This window comes from Microbacterium sp. SD291 (assembly GCF_017355365.1).
Taxonomy (GTDB): Bacteria; Actinomycetota; Actinomycetes; order Actinomycetales; family Microbacteriaceae; genus Microbacterium.
The window spans coordinates 83,552-109,141 of sequence record NZ_JADIJR010000007.1 but is presented as its reverse complement, the minus strand read 5'-3'; the positions used below and the strand labels follow the sequence as shown (position 1 = coordinate 109,141).

Below are 25,590 nucleotides of genomic sequence, written 5' to 3'. Positions count from 1 at the left end.
TTTCGCTATGCTCAAGGAATGGCGACCTCCAGCATCCAGCTCACGACTCTCGGCCATCGCATCCGGCACCACCGCCTGGCCGCCGGCTTCACCCTGGACGACCTCGGCGCTCTGGTCGGGGTCGCCGGCTCCCAGCTCAGCCTGATCGAGAACGGGAAGCGCGAGCCGAAGCTCTCCCTGCTGCAGGCGATCGCAGACGCGTGCAGCACCGAGGTCGCCGATCTCATCTCCGGCGAGCCGCCGAACCGGCGAGCGGCGCTCGAGATCGAATTGGAGCGCGCCCAGGAGAGCCCGGTGTTCCGCCAGCTCGGCATCGCGCCCGTGCGCGTCACCAAGGGGATGAGCGATGAGACCATCGAGTCGCTCCTCGGCCTGCACCGCGAGCTGCAGCGTCGCGAGCGCGAGGCGATCGCGACTCCCGAGGAGGCACGCCGCGCGAACACCGAGCTGCGGCTGCGGATGCGCGCGCAGAACAACTACCTCTTCGACATCGAGAAGCTGGCGGAGAAGCAGCTGAAGGCCGCAGGCCACGTGCAGGGGGCGCTCACGCACCGCACCGTGAGCATCATGGCCGAGAAGCTCGGCTTCGAGCTCATCTACGTCAACGACCTGCCGCACTCGACCCGTTCGGTCACGGACCTCGAGAACGGGCGGATCTACCTGCCGCCGGCGTCGATCCCCGGCGGACACGGCCTGCGCTCCATGGCGCTGCAGGCGATGGCGCATCGCCTGCTCGGCCACACGCCGCCCACCGACTACGCGGACTTCCTCCAGCAGCGGCTGGAGATCAACTACTTCGCGGCAGCGGCGCTGATGCCCGAGACGGCATCCCTCGCCTTCCTGCAGCAGGCGAAGAAGGACCGCAACCTCGCGGTCGAGGACTTCCGCGACGCGTTCGGTGTGACCCACGAGGCCGCCGGCATGCGGATGACCAACCTGATCACCCAGCACCTCGGCATGGCGCTGCACTTCCTGCGGGTCGATGCCACCGGCGCGATCACGCGGGTCTACGAGAACGACGACCTGCCGCTGCCGATGGACGTGACCGGAGCGGTGGAGGGTCAGCGGGTGTGCCGGAAATTCCAGGCGCGCGCGGCGTTCACGCAGCAGAACCGCACGACCGAGCATCACCAGTACACCGACACCCCCTCCGGCACGTTCTGGTGCTCGACGCAGACCGGCTCATCCAGCGACGGCGAGTTCTCGGTGACGGTCGGCGTGCCGTTCGACGACGCCCGGTGGTGGCGAGGACGGGAGACCGGCGACCGCGCGGTGTCGACCTGCCCGGACGAGGCGTGCTGCCGCCGCCCGCCTGCGGATCTCGCCGAGCGCTGGAACGGCAGGGCCTGGCCGAGCGCACGCGTGCACACGCACATGTTCTCGCCGCTCCCCCGCGGCGCCTTCCCCGGCGTCGACGACAACGAGGTCTACAACTTCCTCGGCAGGCACGCCGACGAGTGACCCGCACGGCGCGCCCGCCCCAGGGCTGATCCGACTCGCCCGGTCAGCCGGAGATGAAGTCGCGGAAGCGCGCGAGCGCCGAGGCCACCGCTTCAGCATCGGCGGGCTCGCGGAACAGCTCGGGCGCAGCCCCCGGCGAGGCGCTCGCATGCGTCCAGCATCCGATCACCCGCCCCTGCTCGACGAGCGTGGCCCGCACCATGCCGTTCTTCCCCGGCCCGACGGCGGCGAGGTGCTCGGGCGCGCACACCGCAGTGCGGTCGGCGTAGGAGATGTAGTACTCGTCGAACGCGCCGAGGGCATGCACGGATGCCGCGCCCGCCGCCCGCCGCGGCCTCCGCGTCGCGACGAACAGCCCTTCCTCGACCTCGTCGACTCGAGCCTTCGCGCGATCGACCGCTTCGCGCGACTGGCCGAGGGTCAGCCCCGACCACCATGCGAAATCGGTGACGCCGGCCGGCCCGTGCCCGTCGATGTAACGGACGAAGAGCTCTGCCAGCGGATCCTCGGGGCTCTCGTGCTCACGGATGTGATCCTCGACGAGGACGAAGCGCTGCTCTCGTGCGACCCCGGGGCGTGCCACGACCGGACCCTGGCAGATGAGGCCGTCGAGCGTGAGCGCGGCGATGAGATGGATGCCGCGCTGCCCTGAGGGATCGATGCCGATCGCCGTGAAGGCGTCGAAGAGCTCCGCTCGCGTGAGTCCGCCGTCGCCGAGGGCGGGCGTGACCGCCTGGACGACGGCCGCGATCATCTCCTCGTCGATGCCGAGCTCACGATGCCTGCCCGCCGACTGCTGCCGCTGCCGCGCGGCCGTCACCGAGAGCACCCAGCCCAGATCCCGCGCGGGGATGATGTGCAGGGTGCCGCGCATGGTCCACGCACGCACGAGCCCGCCCCGGTCGAACGCGCGGTCGACGTCGCTCAGCACCGCCCCCGCACGGGTGCGCGCGGCGAGCGCCCAGCGCCCCGCCGTGAAGTCCTGGCTCTGCACCGCGAGCATGTGCGCCGCGGCATCCGTCACCGTGCTCGCAGGCGCGGTGAGCCGATGGGATCGGAGACGCTCGGCCAGCAGGGTCGCTGTCTTCATGACCCCATCATGCCGGGCCTCTCCGACAATCCGCGTCAGGCGTCGAGCGTGACCTCGCGACGCGCCGGGAGGACGACAGGGTGCGAGCCGGCCATCACCTCGAGCACGCGGATCACCTGGCACGAGTAGCCGAACTCGTTGTCGTACCAGACGTACAGGATGAGCGTGTCATCGTCGGCGATGGTCGCGAGGCCGTCGACGATCCCCGCACGGTGCGAGCCCACGAAGTCGGTCGAGACGACCTCGGGCGACTCGACGTAGTCGATCTGCTGGCGCAGCTTCGAGTGCAGCGAGACGCGGCGGAGGTAGTCGTTGACCTGCTCCTTCGTGGCGGGACGCGAGATCGTGAGGTGCAGCACCGCGAGCGACACGTCGGGGGTGGGCACGCGGATCGAGCTGCCGGTGAGCTTGCCCTCGAGCTGCGGCAGCGCCTTGGCCACGGCCTTCGCCGCGCCGGTCTCGGTGATGACCATGTTCAGCACCGCGGAGCGACCCCGGCGGTCGCCCTTGTGGAAGTTGTCGATCAGGTTCTGGTCGTTCGTGAACGAGTGCACCGTCTCGACGTGGCCCTTCACGACGCCGTAGGCCTCGTCGATCGCGGCGAGCACCGGAGTGATGGCGTTCGTCGTGCAGGAGGCGGCGGAGAGGATGCGGTCGGCGTCCTCGATCGTGGCGTCGTTGATCCCGTGCACGATGTTCTTGAGCGGGCTCTTGCCCGGCGCCGTGAGCAGCACGCGCGCGACGCCCGTGGAGTTCAGGTGCTGCGAGAGCCCCGCCTCATCGCGCCAGCGGCCCGTGTTGTCGACGACGATCGCGTCGCGGATGCCGTAGGCGGTGTAGTCGATGGAGCCGGGGTCGTCGGAGTAGATGACCTGGATCCGGGTGCCGTTGGCGATGATCTGCTCGGCCTCCTCGTCGACCGTGACGGAGCCGGCGAAGCGGCCGTGCACCGAGTCGCGCAGGAGCAGCGAGGCGCGCTTGACGAGGTCGTTCTCGGAGCCGCGGCGCACCACGATGGCGCGCAGGCGCAGGCCGCTGCCGCCGCCGGTGTGGGCGATCAGGATGCGGGCGAGCAGGCGTCCGATGCGGCCGAAGCCGTAGAGCACGACGTCCGTGGGCTCTGCGGCCACGGCGCCGACCGCGGGGGCGAGCACGTCGTCAAGGTACGCGCCGAGGGATTCGCCGCCCTCGCCCATCCCCTCGACGATCCGCGCGACGTCGATCGACGAGGCGCCGGGGGCGAGTTCGCGCAGCGCCTCGAGCACGGCGAGGCTGTCATCGAGGGAGAGCTCCGCGTGGCCGAGGTGGGCGACCCGGTCGTGCACCTCGACGATGCCGGTGGCGGAGAGCCCGAGCAGGCGGTGGCCATGCAGCGACGTCACCACGTCGTTCTCGCGCTTGAGGGCGCTGATCAGCGGGATCATCCGCTCGGCCAGTTCTTCTCTCGCGGTCCAGTCGCCGGCGTGTGCGTCGTTCATCTGCATCCTTGCATGGGTGAGGGCGCGCCGAGGGATCGTCGGCGCGGAATTGCCGAGGGTGTGCATCGGGGTGATACCAGGGTACGGCTTCGCCGCCGCGTGTTCCGAATCCTCTCGCCGTGCGGAAACTCGCGCGTCGGGAATCGGGACGGCGTCAGCGGCGTTGATCACCGGTGATCGTCCAGAAAGGCGCCGAATGACAGACTCGCTCCGCCCGTCGGCCTGGCCGCCCCTGCTGCTCGCCATCGCACTGGAGGTCGCCGCGACGCTGTCCCTGCGCGCCGCCGAGGGCTTCACGCATCCGCTCTGGCTCATCCCTGTCGTCGTCGGCTACGCGGGATCGCTCTGGCTGCTCTCGATCGTGCTCGACCGCGGGATGCCGGTGGGCGTCGCCTACGGCATCTGGTCCGCGATCGGCGTGGTGCTCACCGCGGTGCTCGGCACCGTCCTGTTCGGCGAGACCCTGGGCGCCGTGCAGGTCATCGGCGTGGGCGCCATCGTGGTCGGCGTGCTGCTCGTCGAGCTCGGCTCGCACGCCCGTCAGCCCGCCGCCGAACCCGCCGTCGAGGCCGTGTCATGACCTGGGTGCTCCTGGCTCTCGCCATCGCGAGCGAGGTCACGGCGACCCTGAGCCTGCGTGCGTCGGAGGGGCTCCGGCGGCGGCGCTGGATCCCGGTCATCGTGATCGGCTACCTCGTGGCCTTCACGCTGCTCGGCGCGATCCTCGCGATGGGGATGCCGGTCGGCGTCGCGTACGGCGTGTGGGCCGCGGCCGGCGTCGCGATCACCGCGGTCCTCGGCCGGGTGATCTTCAAGGACCACTTCTCGCTGTTGATGGCCGGCGGCGTCGCTCTCATCGCCGTGGGCGTGGCCCTGATCGAGTTCGGGCACTGACGGCCCGCGCCCTCAGAACCCCACGCACATCACGGCGACGCCGGCAGCCATCGCCCAGGACTCGACGGCGAGCAGGCGCGCGGTGCGACCCTGATGCACGGGGGCGAGCACCCACTCCGACACCACGGTCCAGAGCACGACCGCGACCACGCCGACCACGGCCAGCACCGGGAGCACGCCGGTCATCCCGCCGTGCGCATGCTCGGAGGCTCCTGCCGCCACTGAGTCTCCCGCGCCGGCGCCGTCGAAGGCGCACACCGCCATCACGAGAGACACCAGCGCGCGGTGGCAGCACATCGCCGCCGACGGAGTCCCGCGGACCCCGATCGTGCCGGCCATCGCCGAGAGCAGCAGCACGGCGCCGAGCAGCAGTCCGGCACCGGGGGCACCGTTCGCGACGGCGAGCGCGGGCATCGCCGCCGCCATCACGAGCGCAGACTGCCGCCCCTGCCACGGCACCGAGCGCCACACCATGCCGAAGATCGTCGACCATGACGAGCGCCGAGATCACATCGCCGACGCCGCCGTGCAGGTCATCATCCGGGTCGGGTTCGACAACCTGACGATGCGGGAGATCGCGACCGAGGCCGGGTACGCGCACGGCGCCATCGCGCGGTACTTCCCGAACAAGCAGAGCCTGCTCACGGCGGCGTTCCTCCGTCTGTACACGCAGGCCAACGATCGCATCCACGCCGGCGTCGAAGACGTCAGAGGGCTGGAGGCCCTGGAGCGGATGTGCCGCGAGATCCTCCCCTACAGCCCCTACGGCGCCCTCTATGCGCGCGTGGTCATCTCGTTCTGGGATCACGCGTCGCAGGATGACGAGGTCAGTCGCATCCACCGGGCGAACAACATGCTCTGGCGCGATCTCTTCCGGCGATTCCTCACGGAGGCGCAGGAGGACGGGGAGCTCGGAGAGCACGTCGACATCGAGACCGCTGTCAACGAGATCGCCTCGCGGAACGCCGGATGGCAGATGATCGCGGTGCTGCTGCCCGACGTGGCCGGCGACGGCCGCCTGAACGACGGCCTCGCCGCGCTGATGGGGAGCCTGCGACGCCATCCCGCCCGCTCTGAACGCTGATCGGCGCATCGTCTCACCGCCCCTCGAGGAGGAATCGCGCGCCGCGCTCGGCGATCATCGCCGCCGGGGCGTTGGTGTTCCCGGTCGGGACCGTCGGCATCACGGACGCATCGATCACGCGGAGCCCCTCGATCCCGCGGACCCGCAGCTGCGGGTCGACCACGGCATCCGGGCCCGTCCCCATCCGGCACGTGCCGACCTGGTGGTGATAGGTGATCGCGGTGCGGCGCACCCAGTCCTCGACGTCGGCATCCGCGACCTCCGGACCCGGGTACACCTCGGTCGCGCCCCACGCCTCGGCGAGCGAGGGCCGGGCCCCGATGCGCCGGCACTGCCGGACAGATGCCGCGAGCGCGGCGACGTCGCGGTCGTCGGCGAGGGCGGCCAGGTCGATCTGCGGCTGGTCGTCGATGCCCGGCCCCGAGAGGGTCAGCGACCCCCTGCTGTGCGGCGTCACGAGGCCGGCCATCAGCGTGAACCCGTCGTCGCCGCGGGGCTCGAGCTCGCCCCACATCGGCACGGAGAAGTGGAGCGGCTGCGTGTCGGGCTCCGCGAGACCCGGACGGCTGCGCCAGAACAGGTGCGTCTGGGTGACGGAGACGCCGGGCTGCGGCGGGCCCACCTCGCGGGAGGTGGTGAAGATCACGGGCGAGAGCAGGTGATCGTGCAGGTTCCTGCCGACGCCGGGCGAGTCGTGCACCACGGGGATGCCGAGGGCGTCGAGCTCCTCCGCCGGGCCGATGCCCGAGCGCAGCAGGATCACCGGCGAGCCGATCGCGCCGGCGGCGAGGACAACCTCGTCGGCGCGGACCTCCTCGGCGGGAGCGGAGCCTGCAGACCCGAGGCGGATGCCGACGGCACGGCCGTCCTCGACGATCACCGAATGCACCTCGCGTCCCGTGATGATCGTCATCCGGTCGGCGACAGGCTGCGCGTACGCCATCCAGGTGTTCACCCGCCGGCCGTCTCGCATCGTGACCTGCTCCTGCGAGACCCCGTCGAGCGTTCCGCCGTTGTAGTCCGCATTGCGGGCGAGACCCTCTTCGACGGCGGCGTCCATGATGGACGCCTGCACGGGCGAGAGCGGGTAGTCGTCCGTCACCGGCAGCAGGTCGTTCTCGATCGCGTCGTAGACGGGCTCGACCTCCGCCCAGCCCCACCCTGTGGCGCCTGCGCGCGCCCAGGCGTCGTAGTCGGATGCGGCGCCGCGCACCCAGATCATGGCGTTCAGCGCGTGCGAGCCGCCGGTGACACGTCCTCGCGGCAGGTGCAGTCGGCGTCCGGCCGCGTGCTCCTGGGGAACGGTGAAGAAGTCCCAGTCCTCGGCGGAGTGCCACAGCTCCCCCGCGCGCGACGGGTCGTGGATCGCCGGGTTCGTGTCGTAGCCGCCCGCCTCGACGAGCGTGACCTCGACACCGGCATCCGCCAGTCGTCGCGCGACGATCGCACCCGAGGTCCCCGCGCCGACGATGATCGCAGAGCGCACGCTCAGGCCTTCCGGCCCGGGCCGCTCACGACCTGGCTGACGGCGACGGACTTCAGCCCCTCGACGCCGAACTCCAGGCCGTAGCCCGAGCTCTTCACCCCGCCGAACGGCACCATCGGGTGCAGGCCGCCGTGCGAGTTGATCCACACGGTGCCCGACTGCATCCGGGTCGCCGCCTCGCGCGCGGCGTCAGGGTCGCTCGACCACACCGATGCGCCGAGGCCCACGTCTACGCCGTTGGCCCAGGCGAAGGCCTCGTCGACGTCGGAGTAGCGGATGACGGGGAGTGCCGGGCCGAACTGCTCCTCCTGCACGAGAGCCGCGTCGTTCGGGATGTCCGCCACGATCGTCGGGCGGTAGAACAGCTCGCCGAGCTCCGGTGCCGCCTCGCCGCCGGTGACGACCCGGGCGCCGCGCGCCCTCGCGTCCTCGACCAGGCGGTCCACGATGTCGAACTGCGCCCTGTTCTGGAGAGGGCCGAGGACGTTGTCCTCGTCGAGGCCGTTGCCCATCGGGACGGATGCCGCGATCTCGCCGAGAGCCTCGACGACGTCGTCGTACACCGAGTCGTGCACGTACAGGCGCTTCATCGCGGCGCAGGTCTGGCCGGTGTTGATGAACGCACCCCAGAACAGGTCCTGGGCGATGGCCTGCGGATCGGTGCCCGGCAGCACGATGCCGGCGTCGTTGCCGCCGAGCTCGAGCGTCAGCCGTGCGAGGTTGCCTGCCGAGCTCTCGATGATCTTGCGACCGGTGGCGGTGGAGCCGGTGAACATGATCTTGTCGACGTCGGGGTGCGAGGCCAGGCGAGCACCCACCTCGCGGTCGCCTGAGATCCCGATGAGGACGTCGGCCGGGAGCACCTCGTTCATGACGGCGATCATCGCGAGCACGCTCAGCGGCGTGTACTCGCTGGGCTTCGCGACGACGGTGTTGCCCATCCGCAGGGACGGGCCGATCTGCCAGATCGTGATCATCAGCGGCCAGTTCCACGGCCCGATCGCGCCGACGACGCCGGCGGCCTTGTACACGAGCTCGGCGTGCAGTGTCTCGTCGTCGACCAGCACCTGCGGCTCGAGGACGATGGCAGCGTTCGTGCGCAGCCATGCCGAGCACGCGCCGAGCTCGAAGCGGGCGTTCGGGCCGTTCAGCGGCTTTCCCTGCTCGCGCGAGAGCAGGTGGGCGAGCGCCTCGGCGTTGGCGTCGATGGCGTCTGCGGCGGCGAGCAGGAGCTCGATGCGCTTCTCGTGGCCGAGAGCCTCCCAGGCCGGCTGCGCCGCCTTGGCACGGGAGATCGCGTCGTCGAGCTCGCCCACGGAGTGCACCGGTGCGCGTCCGATGGTCTCCCGGGTGGCGGCATCCGGGATCTCCCGGCCGGAGCCCTCAGGGGCCTGGATGCGGTCGAGCAGCGCTGCGGCTGCGGATGCGGCGGAATCGGACATCGGTGACTCTCCTTCGAGCGGGGCGCATGCCGGCGGTGAGAACGCCGGCGGTCCCTCCATTGTCTGCCGCAGGCCTCGGCGGGAGTTGTCGCGGAGTGCGCCGCAGATGTCCGAGTGCGAAGGATCCCGCCGCCGTGCGGTCACCGCCGTCGGGTCAGCGCGTGCGCAGGCCGTCCAGCGCCACGGTGAGCACGTCCCTGGCCACGGCCTCCGCGCCCTCCGCGCCGCCCGGCCTGTACCACTCCACGAGGGAGTTCACCATGCCGAACAGCAGCCGGGTGGCGACCGAGGCGTCGACGTCGGCCCGCACGGCCCCGTCGAGCTGCGCATCCCTGACGATCGCGGTGACCGCATGGTCGAACGCGCGGCGGCGCTCGAGCGCCCGCCGCTCCACCTCGCTGTTGCCGCGGACGCGGAGCAGGAGTGTGACCGCCGGGAGGTGCGCCACCAGCACGCCGACCGCGCCCTGGAGCACCTCGGCCAGCCGGTCGCCGGCTATCTGTGTCTGCGAACCGGTCTGGGCATCCGATCCGGTGAGCACGCCCTCCAGTCCGTCGAGCGCCTCCGCGAGTGCGGTCTCGAGGATCTCCTCCTTGGAGGCGAAGTGGTGGTAGAGCGCCGCCTTCGACAGCCCGAGCCGCGTCGCGAGGGCGGCGACGGAGGTGCCGTCGTAGCCCGACTCGTTGAACACGGCCACCGCCGCATCCAGCAGACCGCGGCGGTCGTATCCGGGGCGACCCCGGCGCACGGCATCCGCACCGCTGACTGTCCGACTCACAGCCCCAGTGTGGCATGCAGGAGGCTCAGGCCCGGGAGAAGTCCTCGAAGATCAGGGTGGTGCGCGTGGAGCGCACGGACGGGATCGCCTGGATGTCCTCCAGCACGATCCGCCGAAGATCTCGCGCGTCGTTCGCCCGGACGAGCAGGATCACGTCGAAGTCGCCGCCGACCAGCGCCATGTGCTCGACCTCGGGGATCGCCTGGAGCCGGTCGCGCACGTCCTGCCAGGTCGCCTGCTCGATCGCGAGCGTGACGTAGGCCGACGCATGGTGTCCGAGCAGGACGGGATCGGTGCGCACCGAGTATCCCGTGATCACGCCGGCGTCCGTGAGCCGCTTGATGCGCGCATGGGCCCCGGCGCGCGAGATGTGCACGACATCCGCTATCGCCGTCATCGATGCCCTGGCGTCGCGCCTGAGCTCGGCGAGTATGGCGTGGTCGATCTCATCGAGCGCGGTCATGACACCCCTTCGTTCTGTCATCGAATTCTGACAGTTCGACGCCATTCTTCACAATCAGAACGCATTCGTCCACGATTCACCGACAGATGTTGGACGATTGCCGTGCACGAGGCATGCTGGCTTCACCCGAGTTCGGCAAGGAGGGCGGACGGATGCAGACGACGGACATGCTGCCGCGAGAGACCCCGGTGCAACTGATCGACGCCGATGGCGCAGCGGTGCCTGATGAGCACTACGAGCGACCAGGCGCGGACGCGCTGCTGCGGGCGTACCGCGGACTGGTCGAGGGCCGGCGGATCAACGACCAGGCCAGCGCGCTCGTGCGCCAGGGCCGGCTGGCGGTCTATCCCTCCTCGCACGGGCAGGAGGCGTGCCAGGTGGCCGCATCGCTCGCGATCGGCGACGAGGACTGGCTCTTCCCGACCTACCGCGACTCTGTCGCCGTGATCGGGCGTGGTGTGGCCCCGGCCGACGCGCTGGTGCTCCTCAAGGGCGACTGGCACTCGGGCTATGACGTGCACGCGCACCGCGTGGCTCCGCAGACCACCCCGCTCGCGACGCAGCTGCTGCACGCCGTCGGCTTCGCGTACGCCGCCAAGCAGCGCGGCGAGGACACCGTCGCGCTGGCCCTGTGCGGAGACGGCGCGACCAGCGAGGGCGACTTCCACGAGGCGATGAACTTCGCCGCCGTGTTCCATGTGCCTGTCGTCTTCCTCATCCAGAACAACGAGTTCGCGATCTCGGTGCCGCTGTCGCGGCAGACCGCGGCGCCGTCGCTCGCGCACAAGGCGATCGGCTACGGCATGCCCGGCCAGCGGGTGGACGGCAACGACGTCGCCGCCGTGCTCGCCGTGCTCGGCGAGGCCGTCGAGCGTGCACGAGCCGGCGGAGGCCCGACGCTCGTCGAGGCGCACACCTACCGGATGCAGGCGCACACGAACGCCGACGACGACACCCGCTACCGGGAGCGCGAGGAGGTCCAGGCCTGGGTCGCGCGCGACCCGCTGCTGCGGCTGCGCACCCACCTCACCGCGGCGGGCGCCCTCGACGAGGAGCTCGAGGCGCAGTACGCGGCCGGCGCGGAGGAGATCGCGGCGGCGATGCGCGCGGCGCTGAACGCGGATTCCGAACTCGACCCCGAGGACCTGTTCCGGTTCGTGACCGAGACCCGCTCCCCTCAGCTCGAGGAGCAGTGGCAGCTGCTGCGCGACGAGATCGCGCGCACGCCCGCCGAGAACGCAGGAGGCGCACGATGACCATCGCACACGACGACCTTCGGCTCGACGAGCAGACCGCCACGGTCGCGACCATGAGCATGGCCGCCGCGCTCAACCTCGCACTCGCCGATGCGATCCGGACCGACGACGACGTGGTCGTGTTCGGCGAGGACGTCGGCGCCCTCGGAGGCGTCTTCCGCATCACTGACGGCCTCACCGCGCGGTTCGGCGAGGACCGCTGCTTCGACACGCCGCTCGCGGAGTCCGGCATCATCGGCACCGCGGTCGGCATGGCGATGAACGGCATGCGCCCGGTCGTCGAGATGCAGTTCGACGCGTTCGCGCTTCCCGCGTTCGAGCAGATCGTCAGCCACGTCGCGAAGCTCGGCAACCGCACCAGGGGCGGCATGCGGATGCCGATCGTGATCCGCATCCCGTTCGGCGGCGGCATCGGCGGTGTCGAGCACCACTGCGACTCGTCCGAGGCGTACTACGCGCACACCCCCGGACTCACTGTCGTCAGCCCGTCGACCCCGCAGGACGCGTACTCGATGCTGCGCACGGCGATCGCCTCGCCGGACCCTGTGGTGTTCCTCGAGCCGAAGAAGCTGTACTGGACGAAGGGCGAGGTCGACACCTCGGTCGTCGCGGAGCTCGGCACCGCCCGGATCGCCCGTGAGGGCACCGACGCCACGCTGCTCGCGTACGGCTCCTCCGTGGCGCTGGCCCTCGAGGCCGCCGACGCCGCAGCCGCCGAGGGGCGCAGCCTGCAGGTCATCGACGTGCGCTCCCTCTCCCCCTTCGACGACGCCACCGTGACCGCCGCGGTGCGCTCGACCGGACGCGCCGTCGTGATCGCCGAGGCGCCAGGGCACGTGAGCGTCGCCTCCGAGATCCAGGCGCGGGTGTTCGAGAGGTGCTTCGAGTACCTCGAGGCGCCGGTGCGCAAGGTCACCGGGTTCGACACCCCGTACGCTCCGCCGAAGCTCGAGCACTGGTACCTGCCGGACGTCGACCGTGTCCTCGATGCTGTCGACTCGCTGCACTGGGAAGACGAGTCATGAGGACGCTGACCCCGCAGGTTTTCCGCCTGCCCGACCTCGGCGAGGGCCTCACCGAGGCCGGCCTCGTGCAGTGGCTCGTCGCCGTGGGCGACACCATCGTCGTCGACCAGGCCATCGCCGAGGTCGAGACCGCCAAGAGCATCGTCGAGCTGCCGTCTCCCTATGCCGGCGTCGTCACCGCCCTGCACGGCGAGCCCGGCGAGACGATCGACGTAGGCGCCCCGGTGCTCGAGGTGACTCCTGCCGAAGCCCTTCGGGCGTTGAGCGAGACCGCCTCCACCCGGTCGTTGAGCGAGCGAAGCGAGACGAAACGCCCGGACCCGACCGCGACCCCGGCAGCGGATGCCGAGCACGAGGCGTACCGCACCGAGGAGCGTGCCGGCTCAGGCAACGTGCTGATCGGCTACGGCACGTCCGAGCGCGGCGGCATCGGACGACGTCGTCGCCCGGCCGCGAAGCACGCATCCGCTCCCGCGCCCGCTCCGGCTGGCCCGTCCGTCTCTCGGACCGTCGCGTCATCCGCGGCCGACGAGACGACCGCCGTTCACGAGCCCCCCTCCCCGCGACGCACGGTCGCCGTGCGCTCCCCGATCGTGCGCCGGCTCGCTCGCGATCTCGGACTCGACGTGCACACGCTCAACGGCACCGGCTCGGATGGCGCGATCACCCGCGCCGACGTGCTGCGCGCCGCAGTCGATCACGCCGTGGACGGGGTCGGAGCCCCGGCATCCGCTCCCGCGAGCAAGGCCGCGGGCACCGCGACAGACGGTGCATCCACCGAAGGCGAGATCGACGGCCTCCCTGTCCGGAGCACGACCCGGATGTCTCCACTGCGCAAGGCCGCGAACGCGACGATGAGTCGCAGCCGGGCCGAGATCCCCGAGGCGACCGTGTGGGTCGACGTCGACGCGACAGCGCTGTGGGACGCCCGTCGCGAGATGGCCCCCGAGGGCGGCCGCGCCCCGTCGATCACCGCCCTGATCGCCCGCTTCGTGCTGATCGCCCTCGAGGAGCACCCGCTGCTCGCCTCGCGGCTGAGCCCGGACGCGACCGAGGTCATCGAGTTCGACGGAGTGAATCTCGGCATCGCCGCGGACACCCCGCGCGGGCTCATGGTCCCGGTGATCCCCCGCGCGCAGAGCCTGAGAACCGCCGAGCTCGATGCGACGCTGCGTGAGCTCGCCGAGACCGCACGCGCCGGCTCCATGCCGCCCGAGCGCCTGCGCGGTTCGACGTTCACGCTCAACAACTACGGCGGCTTCGGCGTCGACGGCTCCGCGGCCATCATCAACCACCCGAACGTCGCGATCCTCGGGATCGGGCGGATCCTGGAGCGCCCGTGGGTCGTGGACGGTCAGATCGTCGCGCGCCGGATCGCGCAGCTCTCCCTGGTGTTCGATCACCGGGTCTGCGACGGCGGCTACGCCGCCGGGTTCCTGCGCCGCGTCACCGAGCTCATCGAGCATCCGCTCCGTGCCTTCGGGAGGCTCTGATGCCCGCCTCAAGACCGTGGAGATGCCATGAGTGACGTGTACCTCGTCGGCGGGGTGCGCACGCCGGTCGGACGCTACGGCGGCGCTCTCGCGAGCGTCCGCCCCGACGACCTCGCAGCCCTCGTGGTGCGCGAGGCCGCAGGCCGTGCGGGCGTCCCTGACGACGCGATCGACGAGGTGATCCTGGGAGCTGCGAACCAGGCCGGCGAGGACAACCGCAACGTCGCGCGCATGGCCGTGCTGCTCGCGGGTCTTCCCGATGGCATCCCCGGGATCACCGTCAACCGCCTGTGCGCCTCCGGCATGTCGGCGATCGCGATGGCGGCGCAGGCGATCCGCGCCGGCGATGCCGAGCTCATGATCGCCGGCGGAGTGGAGTCGATGAGCCGCGCGCCCTGGGTGCAGGCGAAGCCGGAGCGCGCGTGGGCCAAGCCCGGCGACGCCTTCGACACGTCGATCGGCTGGCGGTTCACGAACCCGCGTCTGGCCGCACGGGACAAGGCGACGTTCTCGATGCCGGAGACCGCGGAGGAGGTGGCGCGACGCGACGGCATCACCAGGGCGGATGCCGACGCCTTCGCCCTGCGCAGCCAGCAACGCGCGGTCGATGCGATCGACGCCGGGCGCTTCGCCGACGAGATCGTCGCCGTGCCGACCCGCGCAGGCGACGTCGCCGTCGACGAGGGCCCGCGCCGCGACAACAGCCTGGAGGCGCTCGCCGCGCTCCGTCCGGTCGTCGCCGGCGGGTCGGTCGTCACCGCCGGCAACTCGAGCTCCCTCAACGACGGCGCCTCCGCGATCGTCGTCGCGAGCGCCGAGGCGGTCCGTCGGTACGGGCTCGTGCCCCGTGCCCGCATCGTCACGGCGACCTCCGCCGCCCTCGCCCCCGAGATCATGGGCCTCGGCCCCGTGCCCGCCAGCGAGAAGGCACTGCAGCGTGCGGGTCTCGAGATCGGCGACATCGGCGCCGTGGAGCTCAACGAGGCCTTCGCCACCCAGTCGCTCGCCTCGATCCGCCGTCTGGGCCTCGACCCGGCGATCGTGAACCGCGACGGCGGGGCGATCGCGCTCGGCCACCCTCTCGGCTCGAGCGGCTGCCGCATCGTGGTCACGCTGCTCGGTCGGATGGAACGCGAGAACGCCGAGCGCGGCCTCGCCACGATGTGCGTCGGCGTCGGCCAGGGCACCGCGATGATCGTGGAGCGCGTCCGATGACCCTGCACATCGAGGAACACGCCGACCGGGTGGTCGCGACCCTGGATCGCCCGGAGAAGCGCAACGCGATCGATCAGGACACGATCGACGCGCTGCACTCCCTGTGCGCGCGGCTCGAGGTCGCCCCGCGAACCCTCATCCTCACCGGCTCCGGCGGAGTGTTCGCCGCCGGAGCCGACATCGCGCAGCTTCGCGAGCGCACCGCCGCGGACGCGCGAAAGGGCATCAACGCGATGGCCTTCATCCGCATCAACGACCTGCCGATGCCGGTCATCGCGGCTATCGACGGCTACGCGCTCGGCGGCGGGGCTGAGCTCGCCTACGCCGCCGACATCCGCATCGCCACCCCGTCATTGCGGATCGGCAACCCCGAGACCGGCCTCGGCATCATAGCGGCCGCGGGGGCGACCTGGCGGCTCCCCGAGATCGTCGGCGAGGCCCGGGCGAGCGACCTGCTCCTCACCGGCCGGACGCTGGATGCCGACGAGGCGCTGCAATGGGGACTGGTCTCGGCCGTGCACCCCGCAGACGAGCTGCTCGATGCGGCCCACGCGATCGCCGACCGCATCGCCGCGAACGACCCGCTCGCCACGCGGCACACCAAGCGCGCCATCCGGACGCCGCGGGCGCAGCATCCCGCGATCGAGCTGGAGCTGCAGGCCGAGCTGTTCGAGTCGCCGGAGAAGCATCGCCGGATGACCGAGTTCCTGGAGAGGAAGAGACGATGACCACCCGGTTCCTGAGCGAGGAGCGCAGCGACGAGACGCAGGGCGCCCCTGAACGCGTCGGCGTGCTCGGCGGCGGGCGCATGGGCGCCGGCATCGCGCACGCGTTCCTGCTCGCCGGATCCCGCGTGAGCGTCGTCGAGCGCGACCAGGCCAGCGCGGATGCCGCCGCGGAGCGCATCGGCGACAGCATCCGCCGCTCCGCCGAGCGCGACGCAGGCCTCGACGTGGCAGCGATCACCGGCCGTCTGACGACCGGCTCGGATGCCGCAGCCTTCGGCGACTGCGACCTCGTGATCGAGGCCGTCCCCGAGGATCGCGACCTCAAGGAGCAGTCGCTCGCCCGCGCCGAGGCCGCAATGCCGCCGCACGCGGTGCTCGCGAGCAACACGTCGTCGATCTCGATCGACGACCTCGCCGCGACCCGCCTGCGCCCCGCGCGCTTCCTCGGCCTGCATTTCTTCAATCCGGTGCCGGCCTCGGCCCTGGTCGAGATCGTGCACGGCGCGGCCACCGCCGCAGATGTGACCGAGGCCGCCCGCGTCTGGGTCACGGCCCTCGGCAAGACCGCGATCGTGGTGCGCGACTCCCCCGGGTTCGCCTCCTCGCGCCTCGGCGTCATGCTCGGGCTCGAGGCGATCCGGATGCTCGAGGAGGGCGTCGCGTCGGCGGAGGACATCGATGCCGCGATGACGCTCGGCTACCGGCATCCGATGGGGCCGCTGCGCACCACCGACGTCGTCGGCCTCGACGTGCGCCTCGGGATCGCCGAGGAGCTGGCCCGGGAGCTCGGGCCGAGATTCGAGCCGCCGGCGCTCTTGCGCCGGCGGGTCGCCGAGGGGAAGCTGGGCCGCAAGGCCGGCGAAGGATTCTACGTGTGGAACGAGGAGAGATGACCGACTACCTGCCGAGCTACGTCCAGGGCGGATGGTGGACGCCGTCCTCCCCCGCTGGGTCCCTGAGCTTGTCGAAGGGCACCGAGGTGCGCGACGCCTCCACGGGAGAGGTCGTCAGGCGCGTGTCGACCGAGGGGCTCGACCTCGCGGGGGCGCTCGAGTACGCCCGCACCGCGGGCCACGCGAGCCTCGCCGCCCTCACCTTCCACCAGCGCGCGCTGCTGCTCAAGCAGTTCGCCCTCGCGCTCACGGAGCGCAAGGAAGAGCTCTACGCCCTCTCGGCGCGCACCGGCGCCACGAAGGTCGACTCCTGGGTCGACATCGACGGCGGCATCGGCGTGCTGTTCTCTTACTCCGGCAAGGGCCGCCGCGAGCTCCCGAACAGCAGGGTGCACGTCGACGGGCCCGTCGAGCCGCTCTCGAAGGACGGCTCGTTCCTCGGGCGTCACGTGTACACGACGCTCCCCGGCGTCGCGGTGCAGATCAACGCCTTCAACTTCCCCGTCTGGGGCTCACTGGAGAAGCTCGCCCCGGCGTTCCTCGCCGGCATGCCGACCGTCGTGAAGCCGGCCACCCCGACCGGGTACCTCGCCGAGGCGATGGTGCGCATCCTGGTCGAGTCAGGGCTCCTCCCCGAGGGCTCGCTGCAGCTCATCAGCGGCAGCGTCCCCGACCTCTTCGCGAACCTGCGTCTCGGCGACATCGTCGGCTTCACCGGCAGCGCCTCGACGGCCGAGTCGCTGAAGGCCCACCCCGCCGTGCAGACCGGTGGCGTGCGGTTCACCGCCGAAACCGACTCGATCAACGCCTCGGTGCTGGGCACCGACGCGGTCGAGGGCACGCCCGAGTTCGACGCCTACGTGCGTCAGCTCGTGACCGAGATGACGGCCAAGGCCGGGCAGAAGTGCACCGCGATCCGCCGCGCGATCGTCCCGGCCGCCACGGCCGATGCCGTGATCGCCGCCGTGCAGGCTCGGATCGACGAGAAGACGGTGCTCGGAGACCCGCGAGCCGAGGGCGTCACGATGGGCCCGCTCGCCTCGAGCGCGCAGCGGGACGAGGTGCTCCGCCAGGTGCGCCGGCTGCAGGATGCCGGCGGCCGGGTCGTCGTCGGCACGACGGATGCTCCGGAAGTGCGCCACGCCGACGGAAGCACCGGCGCCGCACCCGACGGCGCGTTCGTCTCGCCGGTGCTGCTGCGGTTCGATGACCCGCAGGCGGATGCCGTGCACGACGTCGAGGCCTTCGGCCCGGTGTCGTCTCTGCTCACCTACGGCACGACCGCCGAGGCCGCCGCGCTCGTCGCCCGCGGCGGCGGCTCGCTCGTCACCAGCATCGCCACGCATGACCCGGTGCAGGCCGTGGAGCTCGCGACCCGGATCGCGCCGTTCAACGGACGCATGCTGCTGCTCGACCGCGACGACGCCCGCTCGTCCACAGGTCACGGCTCCCCGCTGCCGAACCTCGTGCACGGCGGTCCGGGGCGCGCCGGCGGCGGCGAAGAGCTCGGCGGCATCCGTGCCGTTCTGCACCACATGCAGCGCACCGCCGTGCAGGGCTCCCCCGAGATGCTCACGGCGCTGACCGGCGTATGGCACGCGGGAGCCGCGGCGAACAGCAGCGGCCGGCATCCGTTCCGCAAGTCGCTCGCGGAACTGCGGATCGGCGACCAGATCGTCTCCGCCTCCCGCGAAGTGACCCTGGACGACATCGAGACCTTCGCGCACTTCACGGGCGACACGTTCTACGCGCACATGGACGAGAAGGCCGCGGCGGCGAATCCGTTCTTCCCCGGCCGGGTCGCGCACGGATACTTGCTGGTGTCATGGGCGGCCGGCCTGTTCGTCGACCCCGAGCCCGGCCCCGTGCTCGCCAATTACGGCCTGGAGAACCTGCGGTTCGTCACGCCGGTCTCCCCCGGCGACACGATCCGCGTCGAACTGACGGCGAAGCAGATCACCCCCCGCGAGACCGACGAGTACGGCGAGGTGCGCTGGGATGCCGTGATCCGCAATCAGGACGACGAGATCGTCGCGACGTACGACGTGCTGACGCTGGTGAGCAAGGAGCCGGTCGCGGCGGCCGTGCTCGCCTGAGGATCATCGAGGAGCCAACGAGGAGTCCGATGAGGAAGATGATGCAGCGCGATCAGGCCTCGGCGATGCTGGGGATGGTCGTCGAGCTGGACGAGCCCGGTCGCGCGGTGGTCTCGATGCGCGTCCGGGAGGACATGCTGAACGGCTTCGCGATCACCCACGGCGGGCTCGTGTTCGCCCTGGCCGACACGGCGTTCGCGATCGCGTGCAACGAAGACGAGCGGGTGACCGTCGCCGCCGGTGCCGACATCACGTTCCTGAGGTCGACGGGTGGGGGCCAGACGCTGACGGCGACCGCCGTGCGGCGTGCGCTCAACGGCCGCACCGGCGTGTACGACGTGACCGTGACAGACGAGACCGGAGACGCGGTCGCCGAGTTCCGCGGCCGTTCGATCACCACGAACCGCGCAGTCGGCTGACGACCGCTATCGGTATCGCCCATCGATGATATCGCGGATAAGCGATAAACTCTCGGCATGGGACGCGCAGCGGCAGTTCTCCGGCACGCCCGCAAGGAGAGCGGGCTGACGCAGGCCGCCCTCGCTCGGCTGGCAGGGATGACCCAGAGCGTCGTCAGCGAGTACGAGAACGGACGCCGCGAGCCTTCGTTCGACGCTGTGGACCGGCTCGTGTCGGCGGCCGGCCTCGCGATCGAGATCTCACCGCAGCCGAGACACAGCGATCGGATGCTCGACAACGTCCTCGCTCATTCGGAGGAGCTGCGTCGCGCACTGCGGCCTCTCGGGGCACAGCGGATTCGGGTCTTCGGCAGTGTGGCGCGTGGCGATGACTCCGATTCCAGTGACATCGATCTCGTCGTCGACGTCCCCCCGGCGACCGGCATCTTCGGCCTCCTGCGCATGCAGCGAGAGGCAGAGGCCGTGCTCGGCCGTTCTGTCGATCTCGTTCCGAATGACGGACTCAGACCGGCCGTCGCGGCAGCGATCGAACGCGAGGGAGTCGTGCTGTGATCCGGCGCATCGACGACCGGCTGCACGACATCGCCGCTGCCTGCGAGGCCATCACGCGCTACGACCGACGCGCCGATGTCGACGAGGAGATCGTGTTCGATGCCATCCGAGTGCGTCTGATCGAGATCGGCGAGGCAGTCAAAGACCTCGACGACTCACTGGCGGCGGCCGAGCCCGGCATTCCGTGGGCGGAGATCGCGCGCATGCGCGACCACCTCGCGCATCGGTCCTTCGACACGACCCACGCGATCGTCACGGCGACCGCCCGCACCCACATGCCCGAATGGAGCCAAGCTGTCGCGCGGATGCTGAGTCGCCGCCCGGGGTGAGCCGTGCCTCACCCGCGCAGTGCGAGGACGAACGGCAGGACCTCGGTCGCTCCCGCCTGACGCACAGCCCGCGCGGCGACCGTGAGCGTCCACCGGCTGTCGGCCATGTCGTCGACGAGCAGCACTGGGCCCGCGGGGACCTCCTCCAGCCCGTCGGCGCTGAGCCGGTTCCAGAGTCCGGCGAGCCGGAAGGCGCTGTTGCCGCCGGGCTGCCCTGTCGGCCCGCCGTCGACGGGCTCGAGGGCGCCGAGGTACGGCAGGCGGCCGACCTCGGCAAGGCCACGCGCGAGGGAGTCCACGAGCTGCGGCTTGGAGCGTGAAGGCATCGCGACCACCGCGACGGGGCGCTCAGCCCAGCCCCACTCGGCGAGCACGCGGACGCACCCGCCGAGCAGTTGAGGCGAGATGGCTGTGTCCGGCGCACCGGAGGCGAACAGCTCGCGCAGCGCCCCGCCCCAGCCGAGGTCGGTGAGACGTGCCAGCGCGCGCCCTTCTGCCGCCTGCTCGCCGGGGGCGATGCGCCCCTTGACCGGAGCGCCGAGCCGGTCGGCGCCGGTCGGCCACTGCTTGCGCGGCTCGATAGGGATGCCGACGCGATCCAGCGACTGAGTGGCCTGCGCATTCGCGTCGGCGGCGACCTCCTGAGGGAACCAGACGCCCGCGCAGTTGTCGCACCGGCCGCACGGCGCGGCGGTGTCGTCATCGAGCGACCGCTGCAGGAACTCCATCCGGCACCCGCCGGTCTGCTCGTAGTCGATCATGTGCTGCTGCTCGGCGAGACGCTCGGCCGCGATGCGCTCATAGCGCTCGGCGTCATACGTCCAAGGCTCGCCCGTGGCGACCCATCCGCCCTGGACTCGGCGGACCGCACCGTCGACGTCGAGCACCTTCAGCAGCAGCTCGAGCGGCGTCCGGCGGATGTCGACCATCGCCTCGAGCGCCGGCGTCGAGATCGGCTGATCCCCGAGCGCGGCGATCACGCGCTCCGCGCGCTCCCGGTCGGGCATCGACGCGGTCGCGAAGTAGTGCCAGATGTCGCGGTCCTCGACGCCGGGCAGCAGGAGCACATCGGCGCTCTCGCTGGCACGGCCGGCACGCCCGACCTGCTGGTAGTACGCGACCGGCGAGGACGGCGCTCCGAGGTGCAGCACGAAGCCGAGGTCCGGCTTGTCGAATCCCATACCCAGGGCGCTCGTCGCGATCAGCGCCTTGACCTCGTTGCGCTTGAGCATCCCCTCGGACTCCTCGCGCTCGTCGGCATCCGTCTGCCCGGTGTAGGCGCGCACGTCGTGGCCGTGCTCTCGCAGCAGCCTCGCGGTGTCGACCGCCGCGGCGACCGTCAGCGTGTAGATGATCCCCGAGCCGGGAAGATCGTCGATGTGGCTCAGCAGCCAGGCCAGCCGGGCCGCCGAGCTGGGCAGCCGCAGCACGCCGAGCCGCAGCGATGTGCGCGCGAGCGGACCGCGGATCGTGAGCACCTGCGTCCTCTCGGCGCCGGCATCCGGCTCCCCCGTGCCGAGCTGTTCGGCGACGTCGGCGACGACACGGCTGTTCGCCGTCGCGGTGGTCGCGAGCACCGGCACCTCGGCCGGCATCTGCGCGATCAGGTCGCGCAGTCGCCGGTAGTCGGGGCGGAAGTCGTGCCCCCAGTCGCTGATGCAGTGCGCCTCGTCGACCACCAGCATCCCGATGCGGCGGACCAGCGCCGGCAGCTGCTGCTCGCGGAACGCGGGGTTGTTGAGCCGCTCCGGCGAGACCAGCAGCACGTCGACCTCGTCACGGTCGAGCTGCGCCAGCACGTCGCTCCACTCGTGCGCGTTCGTGGAGTTGATCGCGACCGCGCGCACCCCGGCGCGCTCGGCGGCCGCGATCTGGTCGCGCATCAGGGCGAGCAGCGGCGAGACCAGCACGGTCGGGCCCGCGCCCTGACGACGCAGCAGCAGGGTCGCGACGAAGTACACCGCCGACTTGCCCCAGCCCGTGCGCTGCACGACAAGTGCGCGGCGGCGCCCGTCGACGAGCGCCTCGATGGCCTCGTACTGCCCGTCGTGGAAGCCGGCATCCGGCCGCCCGACGAGTTCGCGCAGTGCGGCGAGGGCGGCGTCGCGAGTGTCTGTGGCGGTGGTCATGCTCCCACTCTGCCGCACGTCACCGACACGTCGGCTGTCAGTCGGCTCGGCGCCGGACAGTCAGTGCGCCCGCGGACCGCCGATGGCAGCGGATGCCGCGGCGCGAGCCTCGTCTGCGGTCGCCGCCCCGAGCACCGCGGCAGCGGCCTCCCGGCACTGCTCGTCGGTCACAGCCGCCAGCGCCGCCGCGACCCGGCCGAGCGACCGGGAGGTCATGGAGAGCGAGGTGGCCCCGAGCCCGACCAGCACTGGCGCGAGCGCAGGGTCCGCTCCCGCCTCACCGCACACGCCGACAGCGAGACCCGCCGCGCGACCCGCCGTCCCGACGGCGCCGATCAGGCGCAGCACGGCAGGCTGCCATGGATCGTTGAGCTCTCCGAGGTCGCTGAGCATCCGATCCGCCGCCAGCGTGTACTGCGCCAGATCGTTGGTGCCGATGCTCACGAAGTCGACGACCTCGAGCATCTCCGCGGCGAGCAGCGCCGCCGAAGGCGTCTCGATCATGATGCCGACCCTCGAGAGACCCGCCGAGCGCGCATGCTCTGCGAAGTCCCTGGCTTCCTCGACCGTGGCGACCATCGGCGCCATCACCTCGACGGCCGCGCGCTCCGCCTCTGCGGCCATCGCGAGAGCCCGCAGCTGATCGTCCAGCAGCGCCGGAGACCGCCGCGCGATGCGCAGCCCGCGCACGCCGAGCGCCGGATTCTCCTCGCTGTCCGCGTTCGCGAACGGCAGCGGCTTGTCACTGCCGGCATCGAGCGTCCGCACCACGACCCTGCGCTCCGGGAACGCGGCGAGCACGCCACGGTAGGCCGCGACCTGCTCGTCGATGCTCGGCGCCTCGAGCCGGTCGAGGAAGCAGAACTCGGTGCGGAACAGTCCGACGCCCTGGGCGTGCGCGCCGGCCGCGATCGCCGCGTCGGCCGCGCCGCCGACGTTCGCGAGCAGGGATACAGCCGTCCCGTCGGCGAGCCGGCCGGTGCCGTCGAACGGAACAGTCACCGCCGCAGCCCTCGCTGCCTGCACCTTCGCCCGCGGCGGATCGACCTCGACCGTGCCGCAGTCGCCGTCGACGAGCACGGTGAGACCAGCGGGGATCCCGGTCGCGCCGACTGCGCCGACGACCGCGGGAAGCCCGAGGGCACGGGCGATGATCGCCGTGTGCGACGTGGGTCCGCCCTGCTCGGTGACGATCGCCACGCAGTGCCCTCCCTCGAGGGAGGCGGTGTCGGCAGGGGCGAGGTCGGGGGCGACCAGCACGAACGGCTCGTCGCGGCGCGGCACGCCAGGCATCTCGACCTCGAGGATCTCGGCCACGATGCGGTCGCGCACATCGCGGATGTCGGCCACCCGCTCGGCCATGCGGCCACCGAGTGCCGAGAGCGCGTTCTCGTGCGCCGACGCCGTCTCCCAGACCGCGCGCGCCGCGCTGCGCCCCTTCGACCGGACGAGCGCAGACGCCTCGGCGACGAGCTCGGGATCGGATGCCAGCAGCCGCGAAGCATCGAGGATGGCCCTGCCCTCCCCCGTCACCTCGGCCGCCCTGGCCCGCAGCTCGTCTGCGACCGCGACGGCCGCCCACTCGATCGTTGACACCTCGGATTCTCGTTCGGCAGGGTCGACCGGATCACCCATCGCCGGCTCGGGAAGCGGCGGTGCGAGGTGGACGACGGATGCCGCGGCCAGGCCGCCGCTCACGCCGCGCCCGCGCAGTACCGTGCCGGCGGGGATCACCAAGGTCTCGACGCGCACTCCCGGTGCGTCGGCCTTCGGCGCCACCGCGGGTCCGGCGTCGTCCGTCTTGCGCGCGTCGTCTTCCACCACCGGCGCAGTCCCCTCTCCGAAACCGTCCTCGAAGAGCGCCGACAGGCGATCGAGCGCGGCCTCGGCGCCGTCCCCCGACGACGACAGCTCGACCTCGTCGCCGTGACGCGCACCGAGGAGGAGAAGGCGGGACAGGCTCGCGGCCCCCGCCTCGGGGCCGTCCGGGAGGCGGCGGAGCCGGACGTCGGCGCCGGTGGAGGCCTCGGCGATCAGGGCGGCCGGTCGCGCGTGGATCCCGAGCGGGTTTCGCACCAGGACGGTGCGGATGACAGCGCCCCGCTCGGCTGCCGGCGCTGTCAAGCCGGAAGCAGGTGACGGCGAGGGCGGCGACGGCTCCCCCAGCTGCCCGCTCTTCGAGCCGAGCGCCGCCGTCGCCTCGTCGGCGACCGCGTCGAGCGTCCCGCCGGCCGCGGCGGACACGACCGCGGCGAGCAGCCCCTCGACGAACGGCGCCGGGGCGAGCCGCACCGGCACGTCGCTCTCACGCAGCTCGAGGGCGAGCTCCGCGCTCAGCACGGCGGAGCCGAGGTCCATCAGCACGAGCACGCCGTCGCAGTCGTTCGCGAGCTCGTCGATCGCGCCGGCGACGGCGACGGCATCCGTGCCGAGGATCGGCCTGCCCTCGGCATCCGCTCCCGCACCGGCCGCGACCTGCACTCGCACGCCGCCGCCCGGCACCATCTGGAGGGCGAGCTCGAGTGCCGCCTCCCCGAGCCGTGCGCTGTGGGAGACGGCGACGATGCCGATCATCAGCTGGCGCCCGCGATCGCCGCGGCCAGGGTCTCGAAGAGGATCGCCATCGACGCGGCACCCGGATCGAGGTGCCCGGCGCTCCGCTCGCCCAGGTAGCTCGCGCGACCCTTGCGCGCCACGAGCGGCAGCGTGGCGTCGCGCCCTGCCGCCGCTGCGTCCGCGGCTCCGCGAGCGGCGTCCGCGATGGGGATCTCCCTGGCGACGGCGACGTCGAAGGCGTCCACCGCGGGCGCCATCGCATCGAAGAGCGTCTTGTCGCCCGCCTCGGCCTTGCCGCGGGCGACGATCCCGTCGAGTCCCGCCCGCAGAGCCGCGGCGAGCCCGGCGGAATCGACCTGCTCGACCGCCCCCGCCGCCATGCCCATGCGCAGGAACAGGGTGCCGTACAGCGGGCCGCTCGCGCCGCCGACCGAGCTGACCAGGGTCATGCCGACGGTCTTCAGCAGCTCGTCGATCGTCGCGGGCGCCCCGCCGTCGAGCTTCTCCACGACGGCCGCCATGCCCCTGGTCATGTTGGCGCCGTGATCGGCGTCGCCGATCGCCGAGTCCAGTTCAGTGAGCCACTCGCGCTTCTCGGTGACGGCGTCGCGGAACCGCGAGATCCAGTCGAGAAGGGTGGAGGTGTCGATGGTGGTGGTCATGCGAAGTCCTTTCACAGCTGTTTCGGTCGCACTTCAGCACAGTGCCGAGCGTTGGCACTGG

The 25,590-nt window shown here is 71.6% G+C and carries 24 protein-coding genes; 14 read left to right on the top strand and 10 right to left on the bottom strand.

The features are described 5' to 3' along the window. The first annotated feature begins 18 nt into the window (after positions 1-18). Positions 19-1,461: an XRE family transcriptional regulator gene (locus tag IPV10_RS06095; protein WP_207481540.1), complete on the top strand. Its 1,443-nt coding sequence runs from the start codon at positions 19-21 to the stop codon at positions 1,459-1,461. Between the two features lie 43 nt (positions 1,462-1,504). Here IPV10_RS06095 and IPV10_RS06090 read toward each other — a convergent pair whose 3' ends face one another. Next, positions 1,505-2,551 carry a winged helix DNA-binding domain-containing protein gene (locus tag IPV10_RS06090; protein ID WP_207481539.1) on the bottom strand — a complete coding sequence of 349 codons (1,047 nt, stop codon included), beginning with the start codon at positions 2,549-2,551 and terminating at the stop codon, positions 1,505-1,507. 35 nt (positions 2,552-2,586) lie between these two features. After that, positions 2,587-4,029 carry a glyceraldehyde-3-phosphate dehydrogenase gene (locus tag IPV10_RS06085; RefSeq protein WP_207481537.1) on the bottom strand — a complete coding sequence of 481 codons (1,443 nt, stop codon included), beginning with the start codon at positions 4,027-4,029 and terminating at the stop codon, positions 2,587-2,589. 196 nt (positions 4,030-4,225) lie between these two features. Between IPV10_RS06085 and IPV10_RS06080 the strand changes: the two genes are divergently transcribed. Together IPV10_RS06080 and IPV10_RS06075 are read left to right on the top strand one after the other, a co-directional pair. Next, positions 4,226-4,609, top strand: coding sequence for a multidrug efflux SMR transporter (locus tag IPV10_RS06080; protein WP_207481535.1), 384 nt, complete (start codon positions 4,226-4,228; stop codon positions 4,607-4,609). After that, on the top strand, positions 4,606-4,923 hold the full coding sequence (locus tag IPV10_RS06075) for a multidrug efflux SMR transporter (protein ID WP_207481534.1): 318 nt from the start codon (positions 4,606-4,608) through the stop codon (positions 4,921-4,923). The genes IPV10_RS06080 and IPV10_RS06075 overlap by 4 nt, the downstream gene beginning before the upstream one ends. Before the next feature lie 12 nt (positions 4,924-4,935). On the opposite strand, the gene IPV10_RS06070 is transcribed toward IPV10_RS06075, so the two are convergent. After that, the gene (locus IPV10_RS06070; RefSeq protein ID WP_207481532.1) at positions 4,936-5,397 is read right to left on the bottom strand and encodes a hypothetical protein; all 462 of its coding nucleotides are present in this window, start codon (positions 5,395-5,397) and stop codon (positions 4,936-4,938) included. Between IPV10_RS06070 and IPV10_RS06065 the strand changes: the two genes are divergently transcribed. Continuing rightward, positions 5,396-6,007, top strand: coding sequence for a TetR/AcrR family transcriptional regulator (locus tag IPV10_RS06065; RefSeq protein ID WP_207481530.1), 612 nt, complete (start codon positions 5,396-5,398; stop codon positions 6,005-6,007). The genes IPV10_RS06070 and IPV10_RS06065 overlap by 2 nt on opposite strands. 13 nt (positions 6,008-6,020) lie before the next feature. Here the strand turns inward: IPV10_RS06065 and IPV10_RS06060 are convergent, their stop codons facing one another. The 4 genes from IPV10_RS06060 to IPV10_RS06045 all read right to left on the bottom strand — a co-directional run bounded on the left by IPV10_RS06060 (position 6,021) and on the right by IPV10_RS06045 (position 10,176). After that, positions 6,021-7,493 carry an FAD-dependent oxidoreductase gene (locus tag IPV10_RS06060; RefSeq protein ID WP_207481528.1) on the bottom strand — a complete coding sequence of 491 codons (1,473 nt, stop codon included), beginning with the start codon at positions 7,491-7,493 and terminating at the stop codon, positions 6,021-6,023. Between the two features lie 2 nt (positions 7,494-7,495). Then, complete coding sequence (locus IPV10_RS06055) at positions 7,496-8,935, bottom strand: aldehyde dehydrogenase family protein (protein WP_207481526.1); 1,440 nt, start codon at positions 8,933-8,935, stop codon at positions 7,496-7,498. A 154-nt stretch (positions 8,936-9,089) separates the two neighbouring features. Continuing rightward, complete coding sequence (locus IPV10_RS06050) at positions 9,090-9,713, bottom strand: TetR/AcrR family transcriptional regulator (protein WP_207481524.1); 624 nt, start codon at positions 9,711-9,713, stop codon at positions 9,090-9,092. Positions 9,714-9,738: 25 nt separating this feature from the next. After that, positions 9,739-10,176, bottom strand: a complete 438-nt coding sequence (locus tag IPV10_RS06045; protein ID WP_207481522.1) for an Lrp/AsnC family transcriptional regulator — start codon at positions 10,174-10,176, stop codon at positions 9,739-9,741. 113 nt (positions 10,177-10,289) lie between these two features. Here IPV10_RS06045 and pdhA point away from each other — a divergent pair, with 113 nt between their 5' ends. Genes pdhA through IPV10_RS05995 form a run of 10 tightly spaced genes read left to right on the top strand, consistent with a single transcriptional unit; the run spans position 10,290 to position 20,182 of the window. After that, positions 10,290-11,432, top strand: a complete 1,143-nt coding sequence (gene pdhA / locus IPV10_RS06040) for a pyruvate dehydrogenase (acetyl-transferring) E1 component subunit alpha (RefSeq protein WP_242684693.1) — start codon at positions 10,290-10,292, stop codon at positions 11,430-11,432. Then, the gene (locus tag IPV10_RS06035) at positions 11,429-12,457 is read left to right on the top strand and encodes an alpha-ketoacid dehydrogenase subunit beta (protein ID WP_207481521.1); all 1,029 of its coding nucleotides are present in this window, start codon (positions 11,429-11,431) and stop codon (positions 12,455-12,457) included. Before pdhA ends, IPV10_RS06035 begins: the two co-directional genes overlap by 4 nt. Beyond that, positions 12,454-13,950: a dihydrolipoamide acetyltransferase family protein gene (locus IPV10_RS06030; RefSeq protein ID WP_207481519.1), complete on the top strand. Its 1,497-nt coding sequence runs from the start codon at positions 12,454-12,456 to the stop codon at positions 13,948-13,950. The genes IPV10_RS06035 and IPV10_RS06030 overlap by 4 nt, the downstream gene beginning before the upstream one ends. A 27-nt stretch (positions 13,951-13,977) precedes the next feature. Next, positions 13,978-15,165: an acetyl-CoA C-acyltransferase gene (locus tag IPV10_RS06025; protein WP_207481517.1), complete on the top strand. Its 1,188-nt coding sequence runs from the start codon at positions 13,978-13,980 to the stop codon at positions 15,163-15,165. Then, a complete protein-coding gene (locus IPV10_RS06020; protein WP_207481515.1) occupies positions 15,162-15,893 on the top strand; it encodes an enoyl-CoA hydratase/isomerase family protein in 732 nt (243 codons plus the stop codon). The genes IPV10_RS06025 and IPV10_RS06020 overlap by 4 nt, the downstream gene beginning before the upstream one ends. Continuing rightward, complete coding sequence (locus IPV10_RS06015; protein WP_207481514.1) at positions 15,890-16,786, top strand: 3-hydroxyacyl-CoA dehydrogenase family protein; 897 nt, start codon at positions 15,890-15,892, stop codon at positions 16,784-16,786. The genes IPV10_RS06020 and IPV10_RS06015 overlap by 4 nt, the downstream gene beginning before the upstream one ends. Then, positions 16,783-18,882 carry a phenylacetic acid degradation bifunctional protein PaaZ gene (paaZ, locus tag IPV10_RS06010; protein WP_207481512.1) on the top strand — a complete coding sequence of 700 codons (2,100 nt, stop codon included), beginning with the start codon at positions 16,783-16,785 and terminating at the stop codon, positions 18,880-18,882. The genes IPV10_RS06015 and paaZ overlap by 4 nt, the downstream gene beginning before the upstream one ends. Before the next feature lie 29 nt (positions 18,883-18,911). Then, positions 18,912-19,301 (top strand): hydroxyphenylacetyl-CoA thioesterase PaaI, encoded by a 390-nt coding sequence (paaI, locus tag IPV10_RS06005; protein ID WP_207481510.1) that lies wholly within the window; start codon positions 18,912-18,914, stop codon positions 19,299-19,301. Positions 19,302-19,358: 57 nt separating this feature from the next. Beyond that, positions 19,359-19,853 (top strand): helix-turn-helix domain-containing protein, encoded by a 495-nt coding sequence (locus IPV10_RS06000; protein WP_207481508.1) that lies wholly within the window; start codon positions 19,359-19,361, stop codon positions 19,851-19,853. Continuing rightward, the gene (locus IPV10_RS05995; RefSeq protein ID WP_207481506.1) at positions 19,850-20,182 is read left to right on the top strand and encodes a HepT-like ribonuclease domain-containing protein; all 333 of its coding nucleotides are present in this window, start codon (positions 19,850-19,852) and stop codon (positions 20,180-20,182) included. The genes IPV10_RS06000 and IPV10_RS05995 overlap by 4 nt, the downstream gene beginning before the upstream one ends. Before the next feature lie 8 nt (positions 20,183-20,190). On the opposite strand, the gene IPV10_RS05990 is transcribed toward IPV10_RS05995, so the two are convergent. The 3 genes from IPV10_RS05990 to dhaL are packed head-to-tail and all read right to left on the bottom strand — an operon-like array spanning position 20,191 to position 25,529. Continuing rightward, positions 20,191-22,311 (bottom strand): RecQ family ATP-dependent DNA helicase, encoded by a 2,121-nt coding sequence (locus tag IPV10_RS05990; RefSeq protein WP_207481499.1) that lies wholly within the window; start codon positions 22,309-22,311, stop codon positions 20,191-20,193. 60 nt (positions 22,312-22,371) lie between these two features. Next, positions 22,372-24,885 (bottom strand): phosphoenolpyruvate--protein phosphotransferase, encoded by a 2,514-nt coding sequence (gene ptsP / locus IPV10_RS05985; RefSeq protein WP_207481497.1) that lies wholly within the window; start codon positions 24,883-24,885, stop codon positions 22,372-22,374. After that, the gene (dhaL, locus tag IPV10_RS05980) at positions 24,885-25,529 is read right to left on the bottom strand and encodes a dihydroxyacetone kinase subunit DhaL (RefSeq protein ID WP_207481495.1); all 645 of its coding nucleotides are present in this window, start codon (positions 25,527-25,529) and stop codon (positions 24,885-24,887) included. The genes ptsP and dhaL overlap by 1 nt, the downstream gene beginning before the upstream one ends. Between the last annotated feature and the right edge of the window lie 61 nt (positions 25,530-25,590).

Coding starts and splice junctions, on each gene's coding strand:
- IPV10_RS06080 (WP_207481535.1), top strand. CDS start 4,226: ATGACAGACTCGCTCCGCCCGTCGGCCTGGCCGCCCCTGCTGCTCGCC.
- IPV10_RS06045 (WP_207481522.1), bottom strand. CDS start 10,176: ATGACCGCGCTCGATGAGATCGACCACGCCATACTCGCCGAGCTCAGG.
- IPV10_RS06030 (WP_207481519.1), top strand. CDS start 12,454: ATGAGGACGCTGACCCCGCAGGTTTTCCGCCTGCCCGACCTCGGCGAG.
- IPV10_RS06090 (WP_207481539.1), bottom strand. CDS start 2,551: ATGAAGACAGCGACCCTGCTGGCCGAGCGTCTCCGATCCCATCGGCTC.
- IPV10_RS06015 (WP_207481514.1), top strand. CDS start 15,890: ATGACCACCCGGTTCCTGAGCGAGGAGCGCAGCGACGAGACGCAGGGC.
- IPV10_RS05990 (WP_207481499.1), bottom strand. CDS start 22,311: ATGACCACCGCCACAGACACTCGCGACGCCGCCCTCGCCGCACTGCGC.
- IPV10_RS06000 (WP_207481508.1), top strand. CDS start 19,359: ATGGGACGCGCAGCGGCAGTTCTCCGGCACGCCCGCAAGGAGAGCGGG.
- pdhA (WP_242684693.1), top strand. CDS start 10,290: ATGCTGGCTTCACCCGAGTTCGGCAAGGAGGGCGGACGGATGCAGACG.
- IPV10_RS06025 (WP_207481517.1), top strand. CDS start 13,978: ATGAGTGACGTGTACCTCGTCGGCGGGGTGCGCACGCCGGTCGGACGC.
- IPV10_RS06065 (WP_207481530.1), top strand. CDS start 5,396: ATGCCGAAGATCGTCGACCATGACGAGCGCCGAGATCACATCGCCGAC.
- IPV10_RS06020 (WP_207481515.1), top strand. CDS start 15,162: ATGACCCTGCACATCGAGGAACACGCCGACCGGGTGGTCGCGACCCTG.
- paaZ (WP_207481512.1), top strand. CDS start 16,783: ATGACCGACTACCTGCCGAGCTACGTCCAGGGCGGATGGTGGACGCCG.
- dhaL (WP_207481495.1), bottom strand. CDS start 25,529: ATGACCACCACCATCGACACCTCCACCCTTCTCGACTGGATCTCGCGG.
- IPV10_RS06095 (WP_207481540.1), top strand. CDS start 19: ATGGCGACCTCCAGCATCCAGCTCACGACTCTCGGCCATCGCATCCGG.
- IPV10_RS06055 (WP_207481526.1), bottom strand. CDS start 8,935: ATGTCCGATTCCGCCGCATCCGCAGCCGCAGCGCTGCTCGACCGCATC.
- paaI (WP_207481510.1), top strand. CDS start 18,912: ATGAGGAAGATGATGCAGCGCGATCAGGCCTCGGCGATGCTGGGGATG.
- IPV10_RS06070 (WP_207481532.1), bottom strand. CDS start 5,397: ATGGTGTGGCGCTCGGTGCCGTGGCAGGGGCGGCAGTCTGCGCTCGTG.
- IPV10_RS06035 (WP_207481521.1), top strand. CDS start 11,429: ATGACCATCGCACACGACGACCTTCGGCTCGACGAGCAGACCGCCACG.
- IPV10_RS06085 (WP_207481537.1), bottom strand. CDS start 4,029: ATGAACGACGCACACGCCGGCGACTGGACCGCGAGAGAAGAACTGGCC.
- IPV10_RS06075 (WP_207481534.1), top strand. CDS start 4,606: ATGACCTGGGTGCTCCTGGCTCTCGCCATCGCGAGCGAGGTCACGGCG.
- ptsP (WP_207481497.1), bottom strand. CDS start 24,885: ATGATCGGCATCGTCGCCGTCTCCCACAGCGCACGGCTCGGGGAGGCG.